Source organism: Amycolatopsis jejuensis (genome assembly GCF_000717335.1).
GTDB lineage: Bacteria > Actinomycetota > Actinomycetes > Mycobacteriales > Pseudonocardiaceae > Amycolatopsis > Amycolatopsis jejuensis.
The window spans coordinates 41972-60083 of record NZ_JNYZ01000008.1; the positions used below are offsets into that span (position 1 = coordinate 41972).

15 protein-coding genes are annotated in these 18112 nt (G+C 68.8%); 8 read left to right on the forward strand and 7 right to left on the reverse strand.

Annotated features, from left to right (window positions below):
- Positions 1 to 82 precede the first annotated feature (82 nt).
- Both OO71_RS11690 and OO71_RS11695 read left to right on the forward strand, forming a co-directional pair.
- Positions 83 to 562, forward strand: coding sequence for a VOC family protein (locus tag OO71_RS11690; protein ID WP_033289742.1), 480 nt, complete (start codon positions 83 to 85; stop codon positions 560 to 562).
- Between the two features lie 9 nt (positions 563 to 571).
- Positions 572 to 2179 carry a N,N-dimethylformamidase beta subunit family domain-containing protein gene (locus OO71_RS11695; protein WP_033289743.1) on the forward strand — a complete coding sequence of 536 codons (1608 nt, stop codon included), beginning with the start codon at positions 572 to 574 and terminating at the stop codon, positions 2177 to 2179.
- Positions 2180 to 2203: 24 nt separating this feature from the next.
- Here the strand turns inward: OO71_RS11695 and OO71_RS11700 are convergent, their stop codons facing one another.
- The 4 genes from OO71_RS11700 to OO71_RS11715 all read right to left on the reverse strand — a co-directional run bounded on the left by OO71_RS11700 (position 2204) and on the right by OO71_RS11715 (position 6227).
- A complete protein-coding gene (locus OO71_RS11700) occupies positions 2204 to 3535 on the reverse strand; it encodes a DegT/DnrJ/EryC1/StrS family aminotransferase (protein ID WP_063740054.1) in 1332 nt (443 codons plus the stop codon).
- 450 nt (positions 3536 to 3985) lie between these two features.
- Positions 3986 to 4438, reverse strand: a complete 453-nt coding sequence (locus tag OO71_RS11705; protein WP_033289744.1) for a VOC family protein — start codon at positions 4436 to 4438, stop codon at positions 3986 to 3988.
- A gap of 1 nt (position 4439) precedes the next feature.
- The gene (locus OO71_RS11710) at positions 4440 to 5123 is read right to left on the reverse strand and encodes a FadR/GntR family transcriptional regulator (RefSeq protein ID WP_033289745.1); all 684 of its coding nucleotides are present in this window, start codon (positions 5121 to 5123) and stop codon (positions 4440 to 4442) included.
- A gap of 129 nt (positions 5124 to 5252) precedes the next feature.
- On the reverse strand, positions 5253 to 6227 hold the full coding sequence (locus OO71_RS11715; RefSeq protein ID WP_162186064.1) for an AraC family transcriptional regulator: 975 nt from the start codon (positions 6225 to 6227) through the stop codon (positions 5253 to 5255).
- A gap of 433 nt (positions 6228 to 6660) precedes the next feature.
- Here OO71_RS11715 and tsrT point away from each other — a divergent pair, with 433 nt between their 5' ends.
- Positions 6661 to 8322, forward strand: coding sequence for a tryptophan 2-C-methyltransferase (gene tsrT / locus OO71_RS11720; protein WP_033289746.1), 1662 nt, complete (start codon positions 6661 to 6663; stop codon positions 8320 to 8322).
- Here the strand turns inward: tsrT and OO71_RS11725 are convergent.
- Entirely contained in the window at positions 8315 to 8932 is a 618-nt protein-coding gene (locus OO71_RS11725) for a cupin domain-containing protein (protein WP_162186065.1), read from the reverse strand. The two genes, tsrT and OO71_RS11725, sit on opposite strands and share 8 nt — an antisense overlap.
- 173 nt (positions 8933 to 9105) lie before the next feature.
- Between OO71_RS11725 and OO71_RS11730 the strand changes: the two genes are divergently transcribed.
- From OO71_RS11730 to OO71_RS11740, 3 genes are read left to right on the forward strand one after another with little or no spacing between them, the layout of a single operon-like run.
- Complete coding sequence (locus OO71_RS11730) at positions 9106 to 10455, forward strand: tryptophanase (RefSeq protein ID WP_033289875.1); 1350 nt, start codon at positions 9106 to 9108, stop codon at positions 10453 to 10455.
- A 38-nt stretch (positions 10456 to 10493) separates the two neighbouring features.
- Positions 10494 to 10865: a VOC family protein gene (locus OO71_RS11735; protein ID WP_033289748.1), complete on the forward strand. Its 372-nt coding sequence runs from the start codon at positions 10494 to 10496 to the stop codon at positions 10863 to 10865.
- Positions 10855 to 12204: a four-carbon acid sugar kinase family protein gene (locus OO71_RS11740; protein ID WP_033289749.1), complete on the forward strand. Its 1350-nt coding sequence runs from the start codon at positions 10855 to 10857 to the stop codon at positions 12202 to 12204. Before OO71_RS11735 ends, OO71_RS11740 begins: the two co-directional genes overlap by 11 nt.
- On the opposite strand, the gene OO71_RS11745 is transcribed toward OO71_RS11740, so the two are convergent.
- Positions 12196 to 13383, reverse strand: a complete 1188-nt coding sequence (locus tag OO71_RS11745) for an MFS transporter (RefSeq protein WP_033289750.1) — start codon at positions 13381 to 13383, stop codon at positions 12196 to 12198. The genes OO71_RS11740 and OO71_RS11745 overlap by 9 nt on opposite strands.
- Before the next feature lie 67 nt (positions 13384 to 13450).
- Between OO71_RS11745 and OO71_RS11750 the strand changes: the two genes are divergently transcribed.
- Together OO71_RS11750 and OO71_RS11755 are read left to right on the forward strand one after the other, a co-directional pair.
- Complete coding sequence (locus OO71_RS11750; RefSeq protein WP_033289751.1) at positions 13451 to 14434, forward strand: winged helix-turn-helix domain-containing protein; 984 nt, start codon at positions 13451 to 13453, stop codon at positions 14432 to 14434.
- Between the two features lie 75 nt (positions 14435 to 14509).
- Complete coding sequence (locus tag OO71_RS11755; protein ID WP_051791459.1) at positions 14510 to 16786, forward strand: protein kinase domain-containing protein; 2277 nt, start codon at positions 14510 to 14512, stop codon at positions 16784 to 16786.
- Between the two features lie 21 nt (positions 16787 to 16807).
- Here OO71_RS11755 and OO71_RS11760 read toward each other — a convergent pair whose 3' ends face one another.
- On the reverse strand, positions 16808 to 18034 hold the full coding sequence (locus OO71_RS11760) for an alpha/beta hydrolase family protein (protein WP_033289877.1): 1227 nt from the start codon (positions 18032 to 18034) through the stop codon (positions 16808 to 16810).
- Positions 18035 to 18112 lie beyond the last annotated feature (78 nt).

Genomic DNA, 18112 nt, shown 5'->3' on the forward strand with positions numbered 1-18112 from the left:
TTGACGCGCTCCGTGATCGCGCTTACCGTCTGTGCCCACGAGAGAGTCCGATCGGGAGCGTCCGATCGAGGAGGAGTCGACGATGATCCAAGCGTTCAACCATGCGGGCCTGTCGGTCACCGACCTCGGCAAAGCCGTCGAGTGGTACGGCGACGTGTTCGGCCTGCGCCTGATCCGCGGCCCGCTGACCCTGGACGTCACGGCGCCGGGCAACGAACCGCCCGCGGACATCTTCGGGCCCCGCTGGAAACGCGCCCGCATCGCGCATCTGGCCACCGCGAACGGAATCGGCGTCGAGCTGTTCGAATTCGGCGACCCGCCTGCCGAACGCCGCAGCGAGAATTTCGACTACTGGCGGACCGGCATCTTCCACATCGCCTTCACGTGCCCGGACGTCGAGGAGACCGCCCACCGCATCGAGGAATCCGGCGGCAAACGGCGAAGCGGATTCCACGAAGTGGCCCCGGGCTGCGTCGTCTGTTATTGCGAGGACCCGTTCGGCAACATTCTCGAGCTGGTCAACCGGAGTTACGAACAGGTCAACGCCAACCGCGGGGACTGAAAGACCACTATGTCGTCAGCGATCTATCTCGATGCGATGAGCGTGGCGCCCGGCGACCCGCTGATCGCCCACGCGGCAACCCGGCTTTCGGTGCCGCTGTCGGTCGACATCTATCACGTCGTGGGTACGCGCGATTGCCGTTACGAACCTCGGCTCGACTTTGTCCTGCGGGTACCCTACGACTGCCCGACCAGGTACTCGCCGCAGGCATCCGACCGGATGGGCCCGGGGGACGCCGACGTGTCCGGCTGCGGCTGGCCGTCCCGGACCCTGCTGCCCGAGATCCCCGCGGACTGGCCGAGCGGGATCTACCTCGCCCAGCTCACCGAGAGCCCGGAACCGACAGGGAAAGCCAGTCCGGACTGCGGTCAGGACGCGTTGTTCATCGTCCGCCCGCCCGCCCCCCGCCGTCCGATCCTGTGGCAGGTCAACGTCGCGACCTGGAATGCGTACCACATCTGGCAGAACAGGAATCTCTACATCGGATACGCGGGCGACGACACCGGGCACACGGTCAAAGAACTACGCGCGCACACCGTCTCGTTCCACCGGCCGGGAATCGGGCTGGCGCCGCGCAGCAACATCCCGCATTTTCCGCCGACGGCCTTCATGTACAACCTGGCTTTCATCGAATGGTTGCGCAGTGAAGGGCTGGAGGTCGACTTCTGCACCGGTGCCGATCTCCATTCCGGAGCCGTCGATCTGGCCGGCTATCAGCTGCTGCTCAGCGTGGGCCACGACGAATACTGGTCGAGGGCACAGCGGGACGCGGTCGAGAACTTCGTGCGGCAAGGGGGTAACGCCGCGTTTTTCGGCGGCAACATCTGTTTCTGGCAAATCCGCTATGCGAGCGACCTGACCAGCCTCAGCTGCTACAAACGGGGAGCCGATATCACCCCGGGCCGAGGAGACGGCGAACCGCTGGATCCGCTCTACGCCGACCCCAGCGCGTATCCGGACCACGACAATTCCGACGTGACCGTCGAATACTGGTCCGCTCCCCTCGACCGGAACACGACTTCGCTCACCGGTGTCTCCATGCAGCATCTCAGCGGGGCGGCGCCGTCCGGAACGGCCGGAGAACCGTCCGGAGCGGCGTGGTGGTGGGAGAACTTCGGCGGACCTCCGCGACCGGCGCGAGGATTCCGCGTGGCCGTCCCGGATCACTGGGCATTCGCGGGTACCGGACTGAAAATGGACGAGGAATTCGGGGCCGAGCAGAAAGTGGTCGGATTCGAATGCGACGGGCTGGATGTCGCATGGCACGACGGTGTCCCGGTGCCGACCCACCGGGACGGGGCGCCCGCCGACCTCCGCATCCTCGCCTACGCGGATTGCCGCGACTGGACGGACCTCGACTACTCGAACTCACCGCCGCGCCGGTCCGCGGGCAACCCCAACAAAGCGGCGAGCGGCGGAATCGTTCCGATCGTCACCTTCACCTCGGGCCGGGGAACCGTTTTCACTGCCCCGTCGACGGATTGGGTCCATGCGCTGACTGCCCTCGCCGACTACACCGATGACGGGAAACCGCCCCGGATTCCCGGCCCGTCGAGCGACGTCCGGACGATCACGCGCAATGTGCTCACCACGCTGGCGCGAGGTGAGCCCCGGTAGGCCAGGGCCTGCCGGGGCTCGTCGTCACAGCTCGTCGTCCGGAATGGGCGGGGTCACCCGGACCGGTTCGTAGTCCGCGGAGAACACCACGTCCATCCGGGCCACGACCTTCTCGAACGCCTCGACGTAGCGGGCCATCACTTCCTCGGACTGCACCTGCAGCGGCTCCCGGTCCGGGCCGAGCACGAACGACTGCTCGAGGACCCGGCTGGCTTCCGGGTAGCTGTCCGGCTTCCAGGGCTTCAACGGCTGCTCGTCGACGCCGGGGCGCCACGGCTGGTAGTGGTCGCGCCGGAACACCGGCTGGGCAGGCAGCGGATGCAGCTGCCACGTCGAGACCGCCACGCCCTCGGCCCGCAGCGCGGACATGAACCGGTCGCGGAATTCCGGATCGCTTCCCGCCCACCCGAATTCACTCGGGCGGAAACGGACCCGGTACCGGAAATACGAGCTTTCCATCCCTTCCGGAACCAGCGGCGGAATGATTCCGGGAATTCCGGAAAGGCCCTTGGTGAGCACTGCCGCATTTCTCCGCGCCTGTGCGTTGTAGGCGTCGAGCCGGGTGAGCTGCGAACGTGCCAGAGCTGCCGTGATCTCGTGGATGCGGTAGTTCCAGCCGATTCCCCGCGACCAGAACGCGCGTACCTCGCCGGGCTTCGGCCGCGGGGTGTCCTCGCCGAAGATCGCCAGCCGGCGGGCGGCAGTGAACAGGCTTTCGTCGTTCGTCACGAACAGCCCGCCCTCGCCGGCGCTCAGGTTCTTCGCCCCGTTGAGGCTGAAGGCTCCGGCCGCACCGAGTGTGCCGACCGGACGGCCGAGGTAAGTCGATCCGTGCGCCTGGGCGGCGTCCTCGATCACCACCAGGTGGTGGCGCCGGGCGATTTCGTCGAGCGCATTCATGTCCGCCGGCAATCCGTTCATGTGCACCGGCATGATGGCGGACGTCCGGTCGGTGATCAATTCCTCGACCTTGGCCGGATCGATGTTGAACGTGACCGGGTCGATGTCGCAGAACACCGGCCGCGCGCCCGCGTGCAGCACGGACATGGGCGTCGCCACGAAACTGAATGCCGGAACGATGACCTCGTCCCCCGGGTTCACCCCGGCCGCGACGAGCCCGCAATGCAAAGCCGCGGTACCGCTGTTCACCGCGAGAACGTAACGGGCACCGGAAAACCGGGCGTAATCGTCCTGCAACCCGGTGACTTCGGTGCCGTGCGCACCCCACAGTTCCCCGCTGTCCAGCACCCGCCGGATGGCATCGTGGTCGGCAGGAAGAATGTCGGGCCACAGCCGATGGGCACCGGCCGGCACGGCCGGCGTTCCGCCTTCGATCGCGAGACGATCGCCTTTCATCATGACTCCCACTCTTGTCCGTCCACGGTGATCCTTGATGCCGCACCGAGCTCACAGCCTTCGGTTTCGACCACTTCCCAGCCGATTGGTCGACCGGTCAGCCACCGGTAGATTAGTACACCACCAGCGCCTGCCGCAATACGCGTCGACCGCCCACGCTGATAGCCGAATCGCTCTTCACCGGATCCGGATCCCCCGGCACAGAACGGAATCCACCGTATGTCAGGCACCGTGCCGCATCGGCCAACTTAGCTGCCACGAGCGCACGGCATCCGTCCCCGTTCCGACCACCCCTGTCCATTTTGCGCGCATGCGTACGGCCACGGCGTGTCCGCGCAACGCACTTGGTTTCGGCGCCCTGAACGACGAGCCATGTGCTCCGGAGCGGAGTCGCCTCATCGCGGATGAGGAGCAGCGACCGGCACCCAAGTCAGATCCCGCCGCACCCGCTCATCCACCCCAGTGCGGCGGGTGCTGGCAAAGCTCGATCAGCACCCCCCACGGATCCCGGCCATACACCCAGCGCCGGCCCGCGTACAGGCCGGTTTCGATGGTCTGCGGGGTGGTTCCGAACGTGACCCCTTCGCGGCGCAGGCTCGTGTACATCGCGTCGATGTCGGTGACTGCGAAGGCGAGGTGGCCGATCCCCGTGTCGCAGGGGCGACGGGATTCCCGGCCGCGTGGGGTGAGGTATTCATGGAGTTCCAGGAGGCCCGCGCCGCAGCGGAGGAGGGCGCCGCGCAGCCGGACGGGTTCTCCCGGAAGGCCGATTGCGTCGGGGTCGACGTCGGTGTCGGGTTCCCGGCCGACCACCTCGGCACCGAAAGCGGTGGTGTAGAAGCGGATTGCCTGCTCCAGGTCGGGGACGACGATTCCGGTGTGGTCCAGACCGGTGATCCCCACGTCAGTTGTCCGTCCCGAATGCGCGGATCTTCCGGGCCACCCGCTCGACGTGCACCGCCATCGAGGCACGCGCGGTCGTCGCGTCCTCGACGTCGATGGCCTTCAGCAGGAGCTCGTACTCCGCCAGTGTCTGACGGGCGTCCTCGACCCGGTTGATCCGGACGAGCAGCAGGGAGTGCAGGTTCGCGACCGTGCCCGACAGCACCCCGTTCCCGCTCGCTTCCCCGATCAGCCGGTGGAACGCGGCGTTGGCGTCGCCAAAACGATCGGGATCGGCGGCCATCGCGGCGCACAGTTCGTGCAGGTGCTCCAGCTGCTCCGGCAACCGCCGCTCGGCCGCCCATCCGGCCGCCTCGACCGTGACCAGGCGGCGCATTTCGAGCAGCTGAGCCGTGTCGCGATCGCCAAGGAGCACGCCCCAGGCAATGGTTTCGGGCAGCAGCTCCGAGCTCATGCCGGCGAGGTACGTGCCGTCGCCCACCCGCTGTTCCACCAGGCCCAGCAGCTCGAGCGACTTCATGGCCTCCCGCAGCTTCGACCGGCCGACGCCCATCAGCTCGCACAGCCGCCGCTCGGACGGCAGCTTCTGCCCCGGACCCAGCGACCCCGACTCGAACGAGGTGATCAGCAGGCGGGCGACGTCACTGACCGGGGCGTTCCCATGCGAAAGTGGTCCGGACATCATGTCCCGTCACCTCCAGCCGTGGTCCGAAGCCCCGTTCCGGGGCGGGGTTACCGAGCGTAGCGTGATCACGGGGGCCCGCCCGGCCTTCGTGCGCGCGGGGCGATCCCGATTGCGTACGCGCGGGCGGGCTCAGCGGTGCAGCGTGTCGGACGGGCGCTCGCCGAACAGTTCGCGGTACTGGCGGGCGCCGTGGCCGTGGTGCTTGATTCCGTTCTGTGCGAACGCTTTCGACACGGAAATCGTGCCGGGGACGGCTGCGTGCAGCGCGTCGTGCACACGTTGCAGCCGGGCGGTGCGCAGTTCGTGGGTGAACGTCGTGCCGATCTCCTGGAGTCCCTGCTGGAGCTTGCGCGGGCCGACACCCAGTACCCGGGCGAGGCGCGTCACCGTCCAGTCTTCCGCCGGGCGGTCCTTGATCAGCCGGATCGCGGAGTTGACCTCCGGTTTCGCCGCCGGGGACGCACCGGTGCCGCCGCTGTAGTTGTGCGGCTGGGCGTTCAGCAGGCCCGCCATCAGCTGCGCTTCCCAGTCGCCGACCAGTTCCGGCCGGTCGAGGATGTTCTCGTCGTGGTCCAGTTCGCGGGCGAACATCAGGGAGACCCGGCGCCAGCTCGCGGTGAGCCCGGACGTCACGTCCATGCCGAGGCGGAACGTGAGCGACCCGTCGTTGAGCGGATGCCCGAGCTCGTCGCGCAGGTGTGCCTCGAGCGCGGCGCGGTCGATCCGGATGATCAGCTGCACGCAGTCGGCGGTCCAGCGCATCCGCAGCGGCCGGTCGGGATGCGGGATGGACGCCAGACCGCGGTACGACTCGATTTCCTCGCTGCCCGACCGGATGTGCGCACTCCCGGTGAGCGGCATCATGACCACGAAGAAATCGTCGAGCCTGCCCGGTTCGATCAGCACATCGCCGCCGTACGCGATGAGGTTGACCGCCATGTTCTTGAGCCGTTTCGACCGCACGAAGGCATCGAGGCGCGCCCCTCGCCCGTACAACGCCAGCTCGTGCGGACAGAAGATCCGAGCCACTTCCTCGCGGACCTGGCCAAGGTCGTCCGAACGGAACAACTCGTGTCGTCTCAGCAACGTGAGGGGCTCGGTCATCATCTTTCCCCCGGGAAGCACGGTTCTCCTGAGTGGTACCCGATCCGTCGTGCCTGCAACCTGCAACATGCATATTGATTCTGGCGAGCACGCTACCAGTGCCGTACCACCATGCGGGTCACCGGAACGAGCGGGTCAGCCACCGGACCCGCCTGCCCGGTACCGCGGCGGGGCACGGGTGCACCCGCCGGAAACCGGTGTCCTGCTGGTCAAACGCGTGCTCGACGGCAAACTGTCGGCAAATGCTAACACCGTCAATGGAGTGTTACCACATCGCAACATAGCGGGCAACGTCCCCTCATGGACCGGACACCGGCACAGGCGGCACGCACCGCCGTCCGGTTGGCGCCCCGTTCCGTCCTCTTCGCGCAACCGCGCAGCACCTTCCCGAGCACATGCGTTGTGATGAACGGGGTACTCGGGAGAGGGAACAATGACAGACACAAACCTGGTCACGCTGGTCAATCCGAATCTGGTGCACCCGCCGATCACGCCGTATGCACTCGATATCCTGACGACCTCACTGGAGGCCGCCGGGTTCGAGACCGACATTCTCGATCTCACTCTGGTCCGTGATCATTGGCAAGACGTTGTTCATCGTTATTTCGCCGAACGGTCACCCTTTCTGGTCGGCGTGACGGTGCGGAATACCGACACGATCTATCCGCAGGAGCAACGCGTTTTCCTCGATTCGCACCGCGACATCATCGCCGCGATCCGCGGCTGCTCGGCCGCGCCGGTCGTCGGCGGCGGCGTCGGGTTCTCGTCGATGCCGTTCGCGCTCGTCGACTACTTCGGCATCGACTTCGGGGTCAAGGGCCCGGGCGAGCTGACCCTCGTACAGCTCGCGGAAGCGCTGGCCAGCGGCGGAAACGGCCGCAGCGTGCCGGGGCTGATCGTCAACGACCACGCCGGACACGTCCGCGAAACCGTGCCGGACGGCATCACGATCGACCGCGGGCGGGCGCGGATGGTCAACGTCACGACGCCGTACACGCGGCGCTCCGGGTCCCCGAACAAAGTGGACAACCTGGCGTATTACCGCCGCGGCGGGCTGGGGAACATTCTCACCCGCAACGGCTGCCCATTCGCGTGCACGCACTGCGTGGAACCCGACGCGAAAGGGAATCGTTTCGCATTACGGGCGCCGTCGGCGGTGGTCGACGAAATGGAGTCGTTGATCATTCAGGGCGTGCACGACCTGCACACCACCGACAGCGAGTTCAACCTCAACATCGCGCACAGCAAAAAGGTGCTGCGGGAAATCGTGCGGCGGAAGAAAGCGTCCGCCGGTTCCTCCTTGCACGACCTGCGGTTGTGGATTTACGTCCAGCCCGCCCCGTTCGACGCCGAGTACGCCGGGCTGCTCGCCGAAGCGGGCTGCGCCGGGATCAACGTCGCCCCCGACCACGTCCGCGACGACGTGCTCGACGGCTGGAAGGTCTCCGGAAAAGGGCATCGATTCTACCGGACCGAGGACGTGGGGCAAGTCTGCGATTGGGCGCACGAGCTCGGCATGCTGACCATGGTCGAGGTGCTGCTCGGCATGCCCGGCGAAACCGAGGAGACGCTGCGCGACTGCGTACAGTCCACTTTGGACCTGGGGGCCACGGTGGTCGGGTACACGCTGGGGATCAGGGCGTTCCCGTACTCCCCGCTGGGCCGCAGCCTCGCCGCGCAGAGCGACGGGACCACGTCCGTTCCGGGCGTCCAGTCCAACACGGCCACCGAGCCGATCCTGCTCACCCCGCAGGACCGGTGCACCGGCACCGTCGCCTACGAGCGGCAGTTCATGTTCGACCGCCGCGGCGGTTTCCGGCCGGTGTACTACTTCTCCCCCGGCCTCCCGGAAGGCGACGGCGGCGCGCCCGGCCCCGGCGACCGGTGGGAGAAGAGCCTGGCGCTGCTGTGGGACTGCGTGCCCCTCGCGGACCGCCCACGGGTGATGCTGCCGACGTCCCCCGGACTGTCCCCGGAGGACAACAACTACGCCGACAACCCGCTGCTGCTGCGGCTGAGCGAGCTCGGGTACACCGGCGCGTACTGGTCGCACTGGCCGCGGCGGCAGGAAATCATGCAGGACACCGTCAGTTGACCGACTGAAGGCGCAGCAGCGCCCGGGTCAGCTCGTCGGCCCTGGCGAGGACGTCGAGCGGCGGCTCGCCTGCCGGTGGCAGGTCGGCCAGGTCGTCGGCCCGGCGGACGAGGGACATCAGGGAGTCCAGCCACTTCCGCCCCGCCGGGGTGGCGAGGTCGAGCACCGGCCGCAGCCGCGCCCGCCGCCGGTTCCCGGTGACGCCGGAGACCCGGCGGATGTGCACATGCACGAACAGCACCTCGGCCTCGGCAGACCACACCTGCCAATGGCCGTCGACCGGATCGACGACCGCCGCCCGCTCGGTGGTCGCGCGCACGTCGGTGCCCGGGGCCACCAGCCGGACCTCGCCCCGCATCGGGATCACCGCGAGGTAGGTCTTGATCATCGGCCGCAGCTCGAGCTCGACCGGACCGCCGAAGGTCAGGTACGACAGCGCGAGCCCGTCGCACACGTCGACGTGGCGCAAGCGCGCGTCGAACCGGTCGGGATCGAGCTGCTCCAGCCGGAAACGGGACAGCCACGGCGGTTCCGTCTCCTCCCGGAGCATCGGCCAATGGTCTCGCTCCATGGTCATCAGCCCGCCCTCCACGATCGCCGGCTTCATCATCGAAACCCGGTCCTGGCAGCATGACTGCATACCGACTCCGGCGCCAGTACGGATTTTGCTGTCCGGGTGGACAGTTCCTGGCCACGGGACGGGCGCGATCCGGATCGTCGCCGACGCGAATCGGATCGTGCGGGGCCGTGCCCGGTCGTTACGCTGCGGAGGTGCCGGCGTTCATGGAACCCTTCCGCGTCAAGATGGTCGAGCCGATCCCCTTTCCCAGCAGGGAAGAACGCGAACGCGCGCTCGAGCACGCGGGGCACAACCTGTTCCGCGTGCCGTCCTCGGCGATCACCATCGACCTGCTCACCGATTCCGGGACCAGCGCGATGTCCGCGGCGCAATGGTCGGCGCTGCTGGGCGGGGACGAGTCCTACGCGGGTGCGAGGTCGTTCGAGCGCTTCGAATCCGTCGTGCGCGAGCTCACCGGGTACCCCGAAGTGATTCCCGTGCACCAAGGCCGGGCCGCCGAACGCATTCTGCTCGGCGCGCTGCTCGGCGACGGCGACCTCTCGGTCAGCAACACGCATTTCGACACCACCAGGGCGAGTGTGGAAGCGGCCGGGGCGACCGCGCTGGATTTCCCGTCCGGCCAGGGGGAAGCCGGGTTCGGCGGCGGCCTCGATCTCACCCGCGCGGAGCAGTTGCTCACCTCCCCCGACGGGGCGAGGGTGCGCTGCGTGGTCCTCACCGTCACGAACAACGCGGCCGGTGGCCAGCCCGTGTCGATGGCCAACATCGCCGGGGCGCGAAACCTCTGTTCCCGCCACGGCGTGCGGCTGCTGCTGGACGCATCCCGCTTCGCCGAGAACGCTTACCTCATCACTGCACGGGATTCCGCACATGCGAGTGAATCGCCGCGCGAGGTGGCGCGGCAGATGTTCACCCTCGCCGACGGGTGCTGGGCGAGCCTGAAGAAAGACGGCCTGGCGAACATCGGCGGCCTGATCGCGCTCACCGACCCAGAACTCGCCGCGCGCTGCCGGGAGCAACTGATCGCCGTCGAGGGCTTTCCCACTTACGGCGGTCTGGCCGGACGCGACCTCGACGCGCTCGCGCAGGGGCTCGTCGAGGTCACCGATCCGGCGTACCTGCGCTACCGCACCGAATCGGCGCAGTGGTTCGGCGCCCGGCTCACGAAAGCCGGTCTGCCGGTGGTCGAACCCGTTGGCTGTCATGCCGTTTACGTAGACGCGGCCCAGTTGCTCCCGCACATCGCCGCGCACGAGCTGCCGGCGACCGCATTCGCCAACGCGCTGTATCGCGAAGGCGGCGTGCGGGTGTCGGAGCTCGGCACGCTCGTCTTCGGGCGCCGCAATCCGGACGGCGGACCGGATCTGCCCGCGCCCCGCGAACTCGTCCGGTTCGCGTTGCCGCGCCGGGTGTACACCCGCAACCACCTCGAGTACGTGGCCGAGGCGGCAGCGCGGATCGCGGCTGCGGCGGCGGACCTTCCCGGCTACCGCATCGTCGAGCAGGCCGATGCGCTGCGGCACTTCACCGCGGTGCTCAAGCCCTTGAACTGAGGATTGGCACACCGGTCAACCAATGTTAGCCTGAGACCATGTTCCTCACCTCCCTCGACCACTACAACATCGAGACCGCGGACCTCGGCGGCACCATCTCCTTCTACCGCGACGTGCTCGGCATGACGCTCGGGGACCGGCCCGCGCTGGACGTCAAAGGGGCGTGGCTGTGCATCGGCGGGCATGCCGTGGTGCACGTGAACGAGGTCGGGGAGGATCGGGCCGCACGGACCGGGCCGATCGACCACGTCGCGTTCGAAGCGCAGGATTTCGACGGCCTCCGCGCCCGGCTCGACGAGCTCGGGATCCCTTACGACACCGTCGATTCGCGCCCCCGGCTGCCGCTGCGGCAGGTCTATCTGTTCGATCCGAGCAAGATCCGGCTGGAGCTCAACTTCCGTGGCGCCTGACCTCGGCGCGCTGCCGCCGGTGCGGCCGGTCAGCGCCGCGGAGGTCGCCCGCGCGATCGACGGCGGCCCGTGCGTCGTCGTGCTCGACGACGACCCCACCGGGACGCAGACCGTCGCCGACGTGCCGGTGATCACCGGCTGGTCCGGTGCCGACGTGCGCTGGGGCGTCCGGCATCCGGCCTGCTACGTGCTCACCAACACCCGCAGCCTGCCCGCGCGCGAGGCCGCGGACCGCAACCGGGAAGTGGTCCGCGCGCTCCGTACGGCGGGGCGCGACATCGTGGTGGCGAGCCGGAGCGATTCGACCCTGCGCGGGCATTTCCCGCTGGAGACCGACGTTCTGGCCGACGAGCTCGGGCCGATCGACGGGGTCGTGCTGGCTCCGGCGTACGTCGAGGCCGGGCGGGTCACCCTGGGCGCCACGCACTGGATGCGCACCCCGGCGGGCCTGGTTCCGGTGGGCGAGACCGAGTTCGCCCGGGATGCCACTTTCGGGTACCACAGCTCGGATCTGCGCGAATGGGTCGCCGAGAAGACCGCCGGGCGGATCAAGCCGGACCAGGTGCTGGCGGTGGGCATCGAGGACGTGCGGCTCGGCGGGCCCGACCACGTCGCCGGGCTGCTGAGCACGCTGCGCGACAGGCAGCCGGTGGTGGTGGACGCGGTGTGCGACGACGATCTGCGCGTGCTTGCGCTGGCGATCGTCCGGGCCGAGGCAGCGGGAACCCGGCTGCTGTACCGGGTGGGGCCGTCGTTCGTCCGGGCGAGGATCGGGCAGGCGGCCCGGGATCCGTTGCCGGGCCCGGAAAGTACCGGCCACGGGTTGATCGTGGCCGGATCGCATGTGGACCTGACGACGCGCCAGCTGGCGGAACTGCGCAAGCTCGACGGGGTCCGGGAAATCGAGCTTTCCGCGCCTGCGGTGCTGGATCCGGGTACGCGCGGCGGGCACATCGCCGATGTTGCTGCTGCGGCAGCAAAGGCGTTGCAGCACGGGGACGTGGTGATCCGGACGAGTCGCGAGGTGGTCCGGGGAAACGACGGTCTGGCCATTGCGCGGGAGGTGTCGAGTGCGCTGGTCGAGACTGTCACCGCTACTGCACAAGCGCAGCGTCCGGCTTTCGTGATTGCCAAGGGCGGCATCACGTCCAGCGACATCGCCACGGAAAGCCTCGGCATCCGGCGCGCTATCGCCCGCGGGACGTTGTTGCCCGGCATTGTTTCACTGTGGGAACCCGTCGGAGGTCCGTTCGCGGGGATGCCGTACGTGGTATTCGCGGGGAATGTCGGGGACGAACATTCCCTTGCGGCGGTGGTGGAAAAGCTCCGGTCAGCCTGACGTCCGCATCGCCGACAGGATCGCCGGTAACGCCACCACCAACGCGATTCCCCGCACCACCCCCGCGATCGGGTACGCGGCGCGGATGCCGAGGGTGTCCGCGACGAAGCCGCCCGCCAGCGCGCCAAGAGGGATCAGGCTCCAGCCGAGCATGCGGTACACGCTGTGCACGCGGCCTTGCCGGTCCGCGGGTACGACCTGCTGCCGCAAGCTCACCGTGACCACGCTCCACAGCGTCGTCGCGAAACCGTTCAACGCCAGCAGTACGCCGAGCACCACGGCGTTCGGGCTGAGACCGATCAGCGCGAAGATCACGACGTTGGCCGAGAGCGCGGTCAACAATGCCGGCAGGGCACCGATTTTGGCGACCACTCGCGCGTTCACCAGACCACCAAGCACGCTGCCCGCGGCGGCGCCGGCGAGGAGCAGGCCGTAGCCGCGGGTGCCGACGTGGAGGATCTGGGTGGCGAGCAGCACGACGGTGACATTGCCGAGCTGAAAGCAAAAAGCGTTGACGGCGAGCAGCGCGGCCAGGGTGCGCAGGAGGCGATGCCGGGTCAGCCAGCGGATTCCGTCCAGCATCGGGGTCCGGGCCGGACGGGTGCGCGAGCGGCGGGGCAGGGTTGCCAGCACTGCGGCGGACAGCGCAAAGGAAGCCGCGTCCACGGCGAACGGCAAAGCCGCACCGGCGGCGAACAGCAGGCTGCCGATGGGTGGTCCGAGGAAATTCTGGCCGGTGCTGGCGATGGTGTACTGGTTGCCGTTGGCGCGGGCCAGCAGCGGGCCGGGAACCAGGTCCGGCAGGATGGCGAGCGACGCGGTGGCGAACACGACCTCGCACGCGCTCAGGCCGAATCCCATCAAGGCCAGGCCGGGAATGCCGATGGCGCCGAACCAGATCAGAGCGGCAGCAATCCCGACGATCACGGTCTGCAGAGCCTGCGACCGCCACATCAGCCGGGCCCGGTCCAGCCGGTCCACCAGAGCGCCCGCCGGTAGCGAGAGCAGCAGCCACGGCAGGTAGGTCGCGGCGGAGACGATCGAGAGCTGGATCGGGTCTCGGGTGATCGTGACGGCGAGAAGGGGGACGGCGGCCGTGAAAACGCCGTCGCCCACGTTGTCCACCGCCGACGCCCACCACAGCCGCCAGTAGGCCGCCGGAAGCTCACGGTGTGTCATGCCTGCCACCGTGAATGACTCGAACGTGTGTTCGCCACCATTAAGCCCGGTACTGCATAATCAGGGGGTGCCGGTAACGCTGGAGTTGACCATCGGCGACCTGGCGGACACCCGGCTCGCCTTCTCGCCGCTGTCCGAGACGATTTCCGGGCTGCAGACCCTCGCCCGCACGCCGCATCGGCACCTGCCGTGGGTCCGCTGGGCGCGCCGGGAACTCGCCGCCCGGCCACTCGATCTGGCATGGACGTGGCCGTTGATCGTCAACGACCGCACGAGCTGGCCCCAGTTCCTGCTGCCCGCCCCGGCCCGGGCCACGACGACCATCGACGAAGCCCTCGAAGCCATGCGCGCGACCACTCCGGCTCAAGTCCGGCGGAGCCTGCACGGGGTTTTCGGCGACCGGTTACCCGAAGCCGCCCGGGCGCTCGCAGCCGAACCTGCAGCCGGGCTCAACGCGATTGCGGCAGAACTGCGCCAGGCACACGATCGGCTGATTGCGCCGCACTGGTCCCGGCTGCGCGCGGTGCTCGACGCCGACATCGCCTACCGCGCCCGGCGCTGGGCCGACGGCGGTGCCAGCGGGTTGTTCGCCGACCTGCATGCCGAGGTGAACTGGCGCGACGGACGGCTGATTCTCCGCCGCGACCATCGTCCTTCGCCCGGCCGTCCGGCGGGCGGCCTGGTGCTCTCCCCCGTGGTGCTCGGGCCGCCGCGGGTTCTGCTCAAGCTGCACACCACCACGCAGACCACAGTGCGGTACCCAGCCCGGGGAAGCGGCGCACTGTGGAACCGCGATCCCGCGCCGGACCACGTGATCCGCCTGCTCGGGCGGCGCCGCGCCGAACTGCTCGACGCGCTGCGCTCCCCTGCCACCACCACCGGGCTCGCCGAGGCATTGCGCGTGTCGCCGAGTGCGGTGTCGCAGCATCTGCGGGTGTTACGGGACAGCGGGTTGGTCGCCGGGCAGCGGTCCGGCCGTACTGTCCTTTACCAGACGACCCGCCGCGGCTTGGCGCTGCTCCGGCCTGACAACTGTGACAACTTTGCCTAAGATGCCACATCAGCCGGATGCTCGTGGTCTGATGTCCTCCACGACCGGGAAACGGGGAGGATCGTGACGGCGGGGATGAGCGACACCTGGCGCGTGCCCGGGTACACCGAGGTCGACGTGCTCGGCACCGGCGGCTTCGGCCGCGTCGTGCTGGCCAAGCACGAGGCGTCGGGACAGCTGACGGCCATCAAGTACCTGCAGCCGGATCTGCTTGCCGACGCCCGGATCGTGGACGGGTTCCGCCGCGAAGCCTGGCTGCTGTCGGGTGTCCGGAGCCCGCACGTGGTGCGGTTGTTCGACTTCGTCGAGACGCCGCACGGGGCCGCGCTGGTGATGGAGGCCGTACCCGGTGTTTCGCTGCGCGCGCTGCTGGCGACGGAGAACGTCCTCGCCCCCGAATCGGCGCTCGCGATCCTGAAGGGTTCGCTGCTCGGCCTTGCCGGCGCGCATGCGGCCGGGGTGGTCCACCGGGACTACAAACCGGGAAACGTGCTGGTGTCGCGGGAAGGGGAGTCGAAGCTCGTTGACTTCGGGCTGGCCACGCTGGCCGGGCACAGCGGGCTGACTGCCGGGTCGCCGTCGTACATGGCGCCGGAGCAGTGGTCCGGGCAGCCGGGCCGGCCTGCCACCGACGTGTACGCCGCCACCTGCGTGTTCTACGAGAGCATCACCGGGCATCGGCCGTTCGAGGCGGACACCACCCAGGAACTGCGCTCGATGCACGAACGGGCGCCGGTGCCGCTGGACACCGTCCCCGAGGCGCTGCGGCCGCTGATCGCGCGCGGGATGGCCAAGGATCCGGCGTGGCGACCGTCCACAGCGGACGCTTTCGTGACCGAGCTGGAAACGGTCGCGCGCAAGGCGTACGGACGGAACTGGGAGAAGCGCGGCTGGAAGCGGCTGGCCACTTCGGTCGCCGCACTGACCGCGTTGACCCCGCTGGCGCTGCTGACCGGCGCGGGGACTGCCGCGGCGCCGGTCGCGGCCGGTGCGGTGGCGGCCGGGGTGCCCGCCACGGGAACCGGAACCGGCGTCACCGCGGTGATCATCGGCAAGATCGCGGCGGCGATCGTGGTGGTCGGCGCGCTGGTCACGGGTGGGATTCTGATCTTCGGGAACAAGAGCGATCCACCGCCGCCCGCGCCGCTCACGGTGGCGGTGAAAACGCTCGCCGGGCAGGAGCAGGCGCTGCCGCTCAAGTACGACCTCCAGTACCCCGAGGTGGCCGGAGGAGCGGATCCTGCTGCGCGACAACGGATCAACGCCGCCTTGCGGGCCCCGATCGACAAACGGCTGAAGACCATTCGCGACGCCGTCGCCAATCCGGACTGGAGCCCGCGGTTCACCGAAACCGCTGAGACAGCGGTCGCCCGGTCCACGGCGCGGGTCCTGCTGCAGACGCCGACGTTGCTGTCCGTGCGCTACGACCACGATCTCGACTCGTCCGTGCTTTCGCACACCACCTGGCGGTTCCCCGAAACCGTCAACGTCGACCTGGTCACCGGGCAGGTGCTGGGTCCGAAGGACATGTTCCGGCCCGAGGTGCTGACCGCGACCGGAATGCGGACGCTCACCCAGCTGCTCGAACCGCACACGCGGAACGGCTTCTGCCGGACCCCAGCCGTCACCGGCGTCGGGCGGAAAGTCACCATCGATGCAGCCGACCGCACCTCCGGTGGCGAGCACGTCCCGGGCGCGGCAATCGGGTTCACCGCGGCCGGGGCCGAGTTCGAGATCCTGTGGTACGACCTCGGATGCGACACGGCGTCCGGGAAGGAGACCGTGACGCTGCCGTATGCCGAGATCGGCAACCTGCTGCTGCCGCGGTTCCTGGCCTCGCTCGGCCAAACCGGGTCGAGCACGCCGTCGAGTGCGCCATCAACTGCGCCGCCGAGCACGCCGTCGAGTTCGGTTCCCGCCAGTGGTGAGACCACGTACACCAACCAGCGGTTCGGCTTCTCCGCGCACGTCCCGGCGGGCTACGTCGCGACCCCGTACACCCCGGAGAAAGGCGACGGCATGACGTTCACCAATGCCGATCTCGACGCCACCCTCACCGTGTGGGGCGCCAATACGGGCGGGCAGCGGACGTCGGAGACGCTGGCCGGGGTGGTCGCCCGGGCGGAAGCAGCCGGTGGCAAGGTCACGTATCGCAAGGACGAAGGCGACCACTACTCGGTGTCCGGCTACCTGAGCGACGGAAAGATCTTCTACGAACGCGGGTACCCGGGCAGCAAGTCGAAGGCCGTGCTGCGCTGGGTGTACCCGCGGGAGCACAAGGCCGAGCTCGACGCGCCGGTCAGCGCCAGCCTGGACACCTTCCGCCCGGGGGACGTCTCCCAGCCGCACTGACCGTCCACAAAGGACGGAGTGCTAGGAGCCGGTGATCCCGACGTGGTCGTCGAGGAAGTCGAAGAACCGCTGCGCGGCCAGGGACCGCGCCATCGGCTCACAGTGCCCGGCCGCTCCCTCGGCTTCGGTGAAGCGGACGTGCACCTTCTCGCCCGGGATCATGTCGTACAGGCGCTCGGGCTGGCCGGCGAAATAGCCTTCCTGGTCGGGATCGGCGATGAGCACCGGCGTCGTGATCCGCGCGGCGAGTTCCGGCGTGATCTCGTAGCGGGCGGCCTCGAGAAACGTGTCGTAGAAAGTGGGGCAGCGATACGGATTGGCCCGCCAGGTGAAAATCAGCTTCACGGGTGCCGGGAGGAGTTCGATCGCCGCGTCGAAGGCGTCCCGCTCGCCGTTGGCGAGCAGTTCCCGCAGCTCGGGCGACAGCATCGCGTGCCAGGCTGCGGAGACGTCGACCACGCCGTCGTCGATGACCGCGGCCGCGAAACGATGCTCGAACGCCAGTGCCCGCGGAGCCCAGTAACCACCCTGGCTGACCGCGTACAGAGCCAGCCGCTCCGGGTCCACGCCCGGGAGACCCAGCGTCAGGTCGACCACCGGAGTGAGGACGTGCTCCCAGTCCGGCCGGAACGGGATGCCCCGCTCGAAGAGCATGCGCTGCTGGCCGGGCCCGTCGAACACCACCACGTGGTAACCCCGCTGCGCCGCCTCGGAGCCGTAGCCGGGCCACAAGTAGCTGGCCGCGCCGTCCGCACCGTTGACCATGACCAGCGTCGGTTTCGGCCCATCGCCGGGGGCGGCGAAAAACCAGCCGGGCATCGTCGTGTCCTCGTAGGGGATTTCCAGCGGCTCGGGCGAGTTGTCCAGCAGGCTGAGGTACTGCTCCCAGCACCGGCGGTAGGCGGCGAACGTCCGCGCCCGGACGACATCCGGTTCCCTGCACCCGTCGGCCACCAGGACACACGCCGCGTAGTAGGTCGCCGCGCGCAGGAGTGCATTGCGGCCGCTCACGCGGTGCCCTCGGCGTACACAGTCGTCCCCGATCGCCGCAACGCGGCCGGCGGTCGCCTCCCACTCCGCCGCCCATGAACCAAGGTCTCCGTCGACGATGCGGTCGATCGTCGTCAACGTCTCACCGGTATCCGCCGCCGCGGTGTACACCCGCCCCAGCATCGCCCTGGCCATCGAGTTCATCCTCGCGTCGGCGAAGAACCCGGAACGCGTACCTGTCTCCGTTGCGGTGCGCATGCTTGCCGCCATCTCTGCTTCTCGCCACCACCCCGCCGATAAGAGGTGGATTCATCTCCAACGAGAGTAGGCCCGCTC

Excerpts from the sequence above, each read along its gene's own strand:
- OO71_RS11690 (WP_033289742.1), top strand. The coding sequence starts at position 83 with ATGATCCAAGCGTTCAACCATGCGGGCCTGTCGGTCACCGACCTCGGC.
- OO71_RS11695 (WP_033289743.1), top strand. The coding sequence starts at position 572 with ATGTCGTCAGCGATCTATCTCGATGCGATGAGCGTGGCGCCCGGCGAC.
- OO71_RS11700 (WP_063740054.1), bottom strand. The coding sequence starts at position 3,535 with ATGAAAGGCGATCGTCTCGCGATCGAAGGCGGAACGCCGGCCGTGCCG.
- OO71_RS11710 (WP_033289745.1), bottom strand. The coding sequence starts at position 5,123 with ATGATGTCCGGACCACTTTCGCATGGGAACGCCCCGGTCAGTGACGTC.
- OO71_RS11715 (WP_162186064.1), bottom strand. The coding sequence starts at position 6,227 with ATGACCGAGCCCCTCACGTTGCTGAGACGACACGAGTTGTTCCGTTCG.
- tsrT (WP_033289746.1), top strand. The coding sequence starts at position 6,661 with ATGACAGACACAAACCTGGTCACGCTGGTCAATCCGAATCTGGTGCAC.
- OO71_RS11725 (WP_162186065.1), bottom strand. The coding sequence starts at position 8,932 with ATGATGAAGCCGGCGATCGTGGAGGGCGGGCTGATGACCATGGAGCGA.
- OO71_RS11730 (WP_033289875.1), top strand. The coding sequence starts at position 9,106 with ATGGAACCCTTCCGCGTCAAGATGGTCGAGCCGATCCCCTTTCCCAGC.
- OO71_RS11735 (WP_033289748.1), top strand. The coding sequence starts at position 10,494 with ATGTTCCTCACCTCCCTCGACCACTACAACATCGAGACCGCGGACCTC.
- OO71_RS11745 (WP_033289750.1), bottom strand. The coding sequence starts at position 13,383 with ATGACACACCGTGAGCTTCCGGCGGCCTACTGGCGGCTGTGGTGGGCG.
- OO71_RS11755 (WP_051791459.1), top strand. The coding sequence starts at position 14,510 with ATGAGCGACACCTGGCGCGTGCCCGGGTACACCGAGGTCGACGTGCTC.
- OO71_RS11760 (WP_033289877.1), bottom strand. The coding sequence starts at position 18,034 with ATGCGCACCGCAACGGAGACAGGTACGCGTTCCGGGTTCTTCGCCGAC.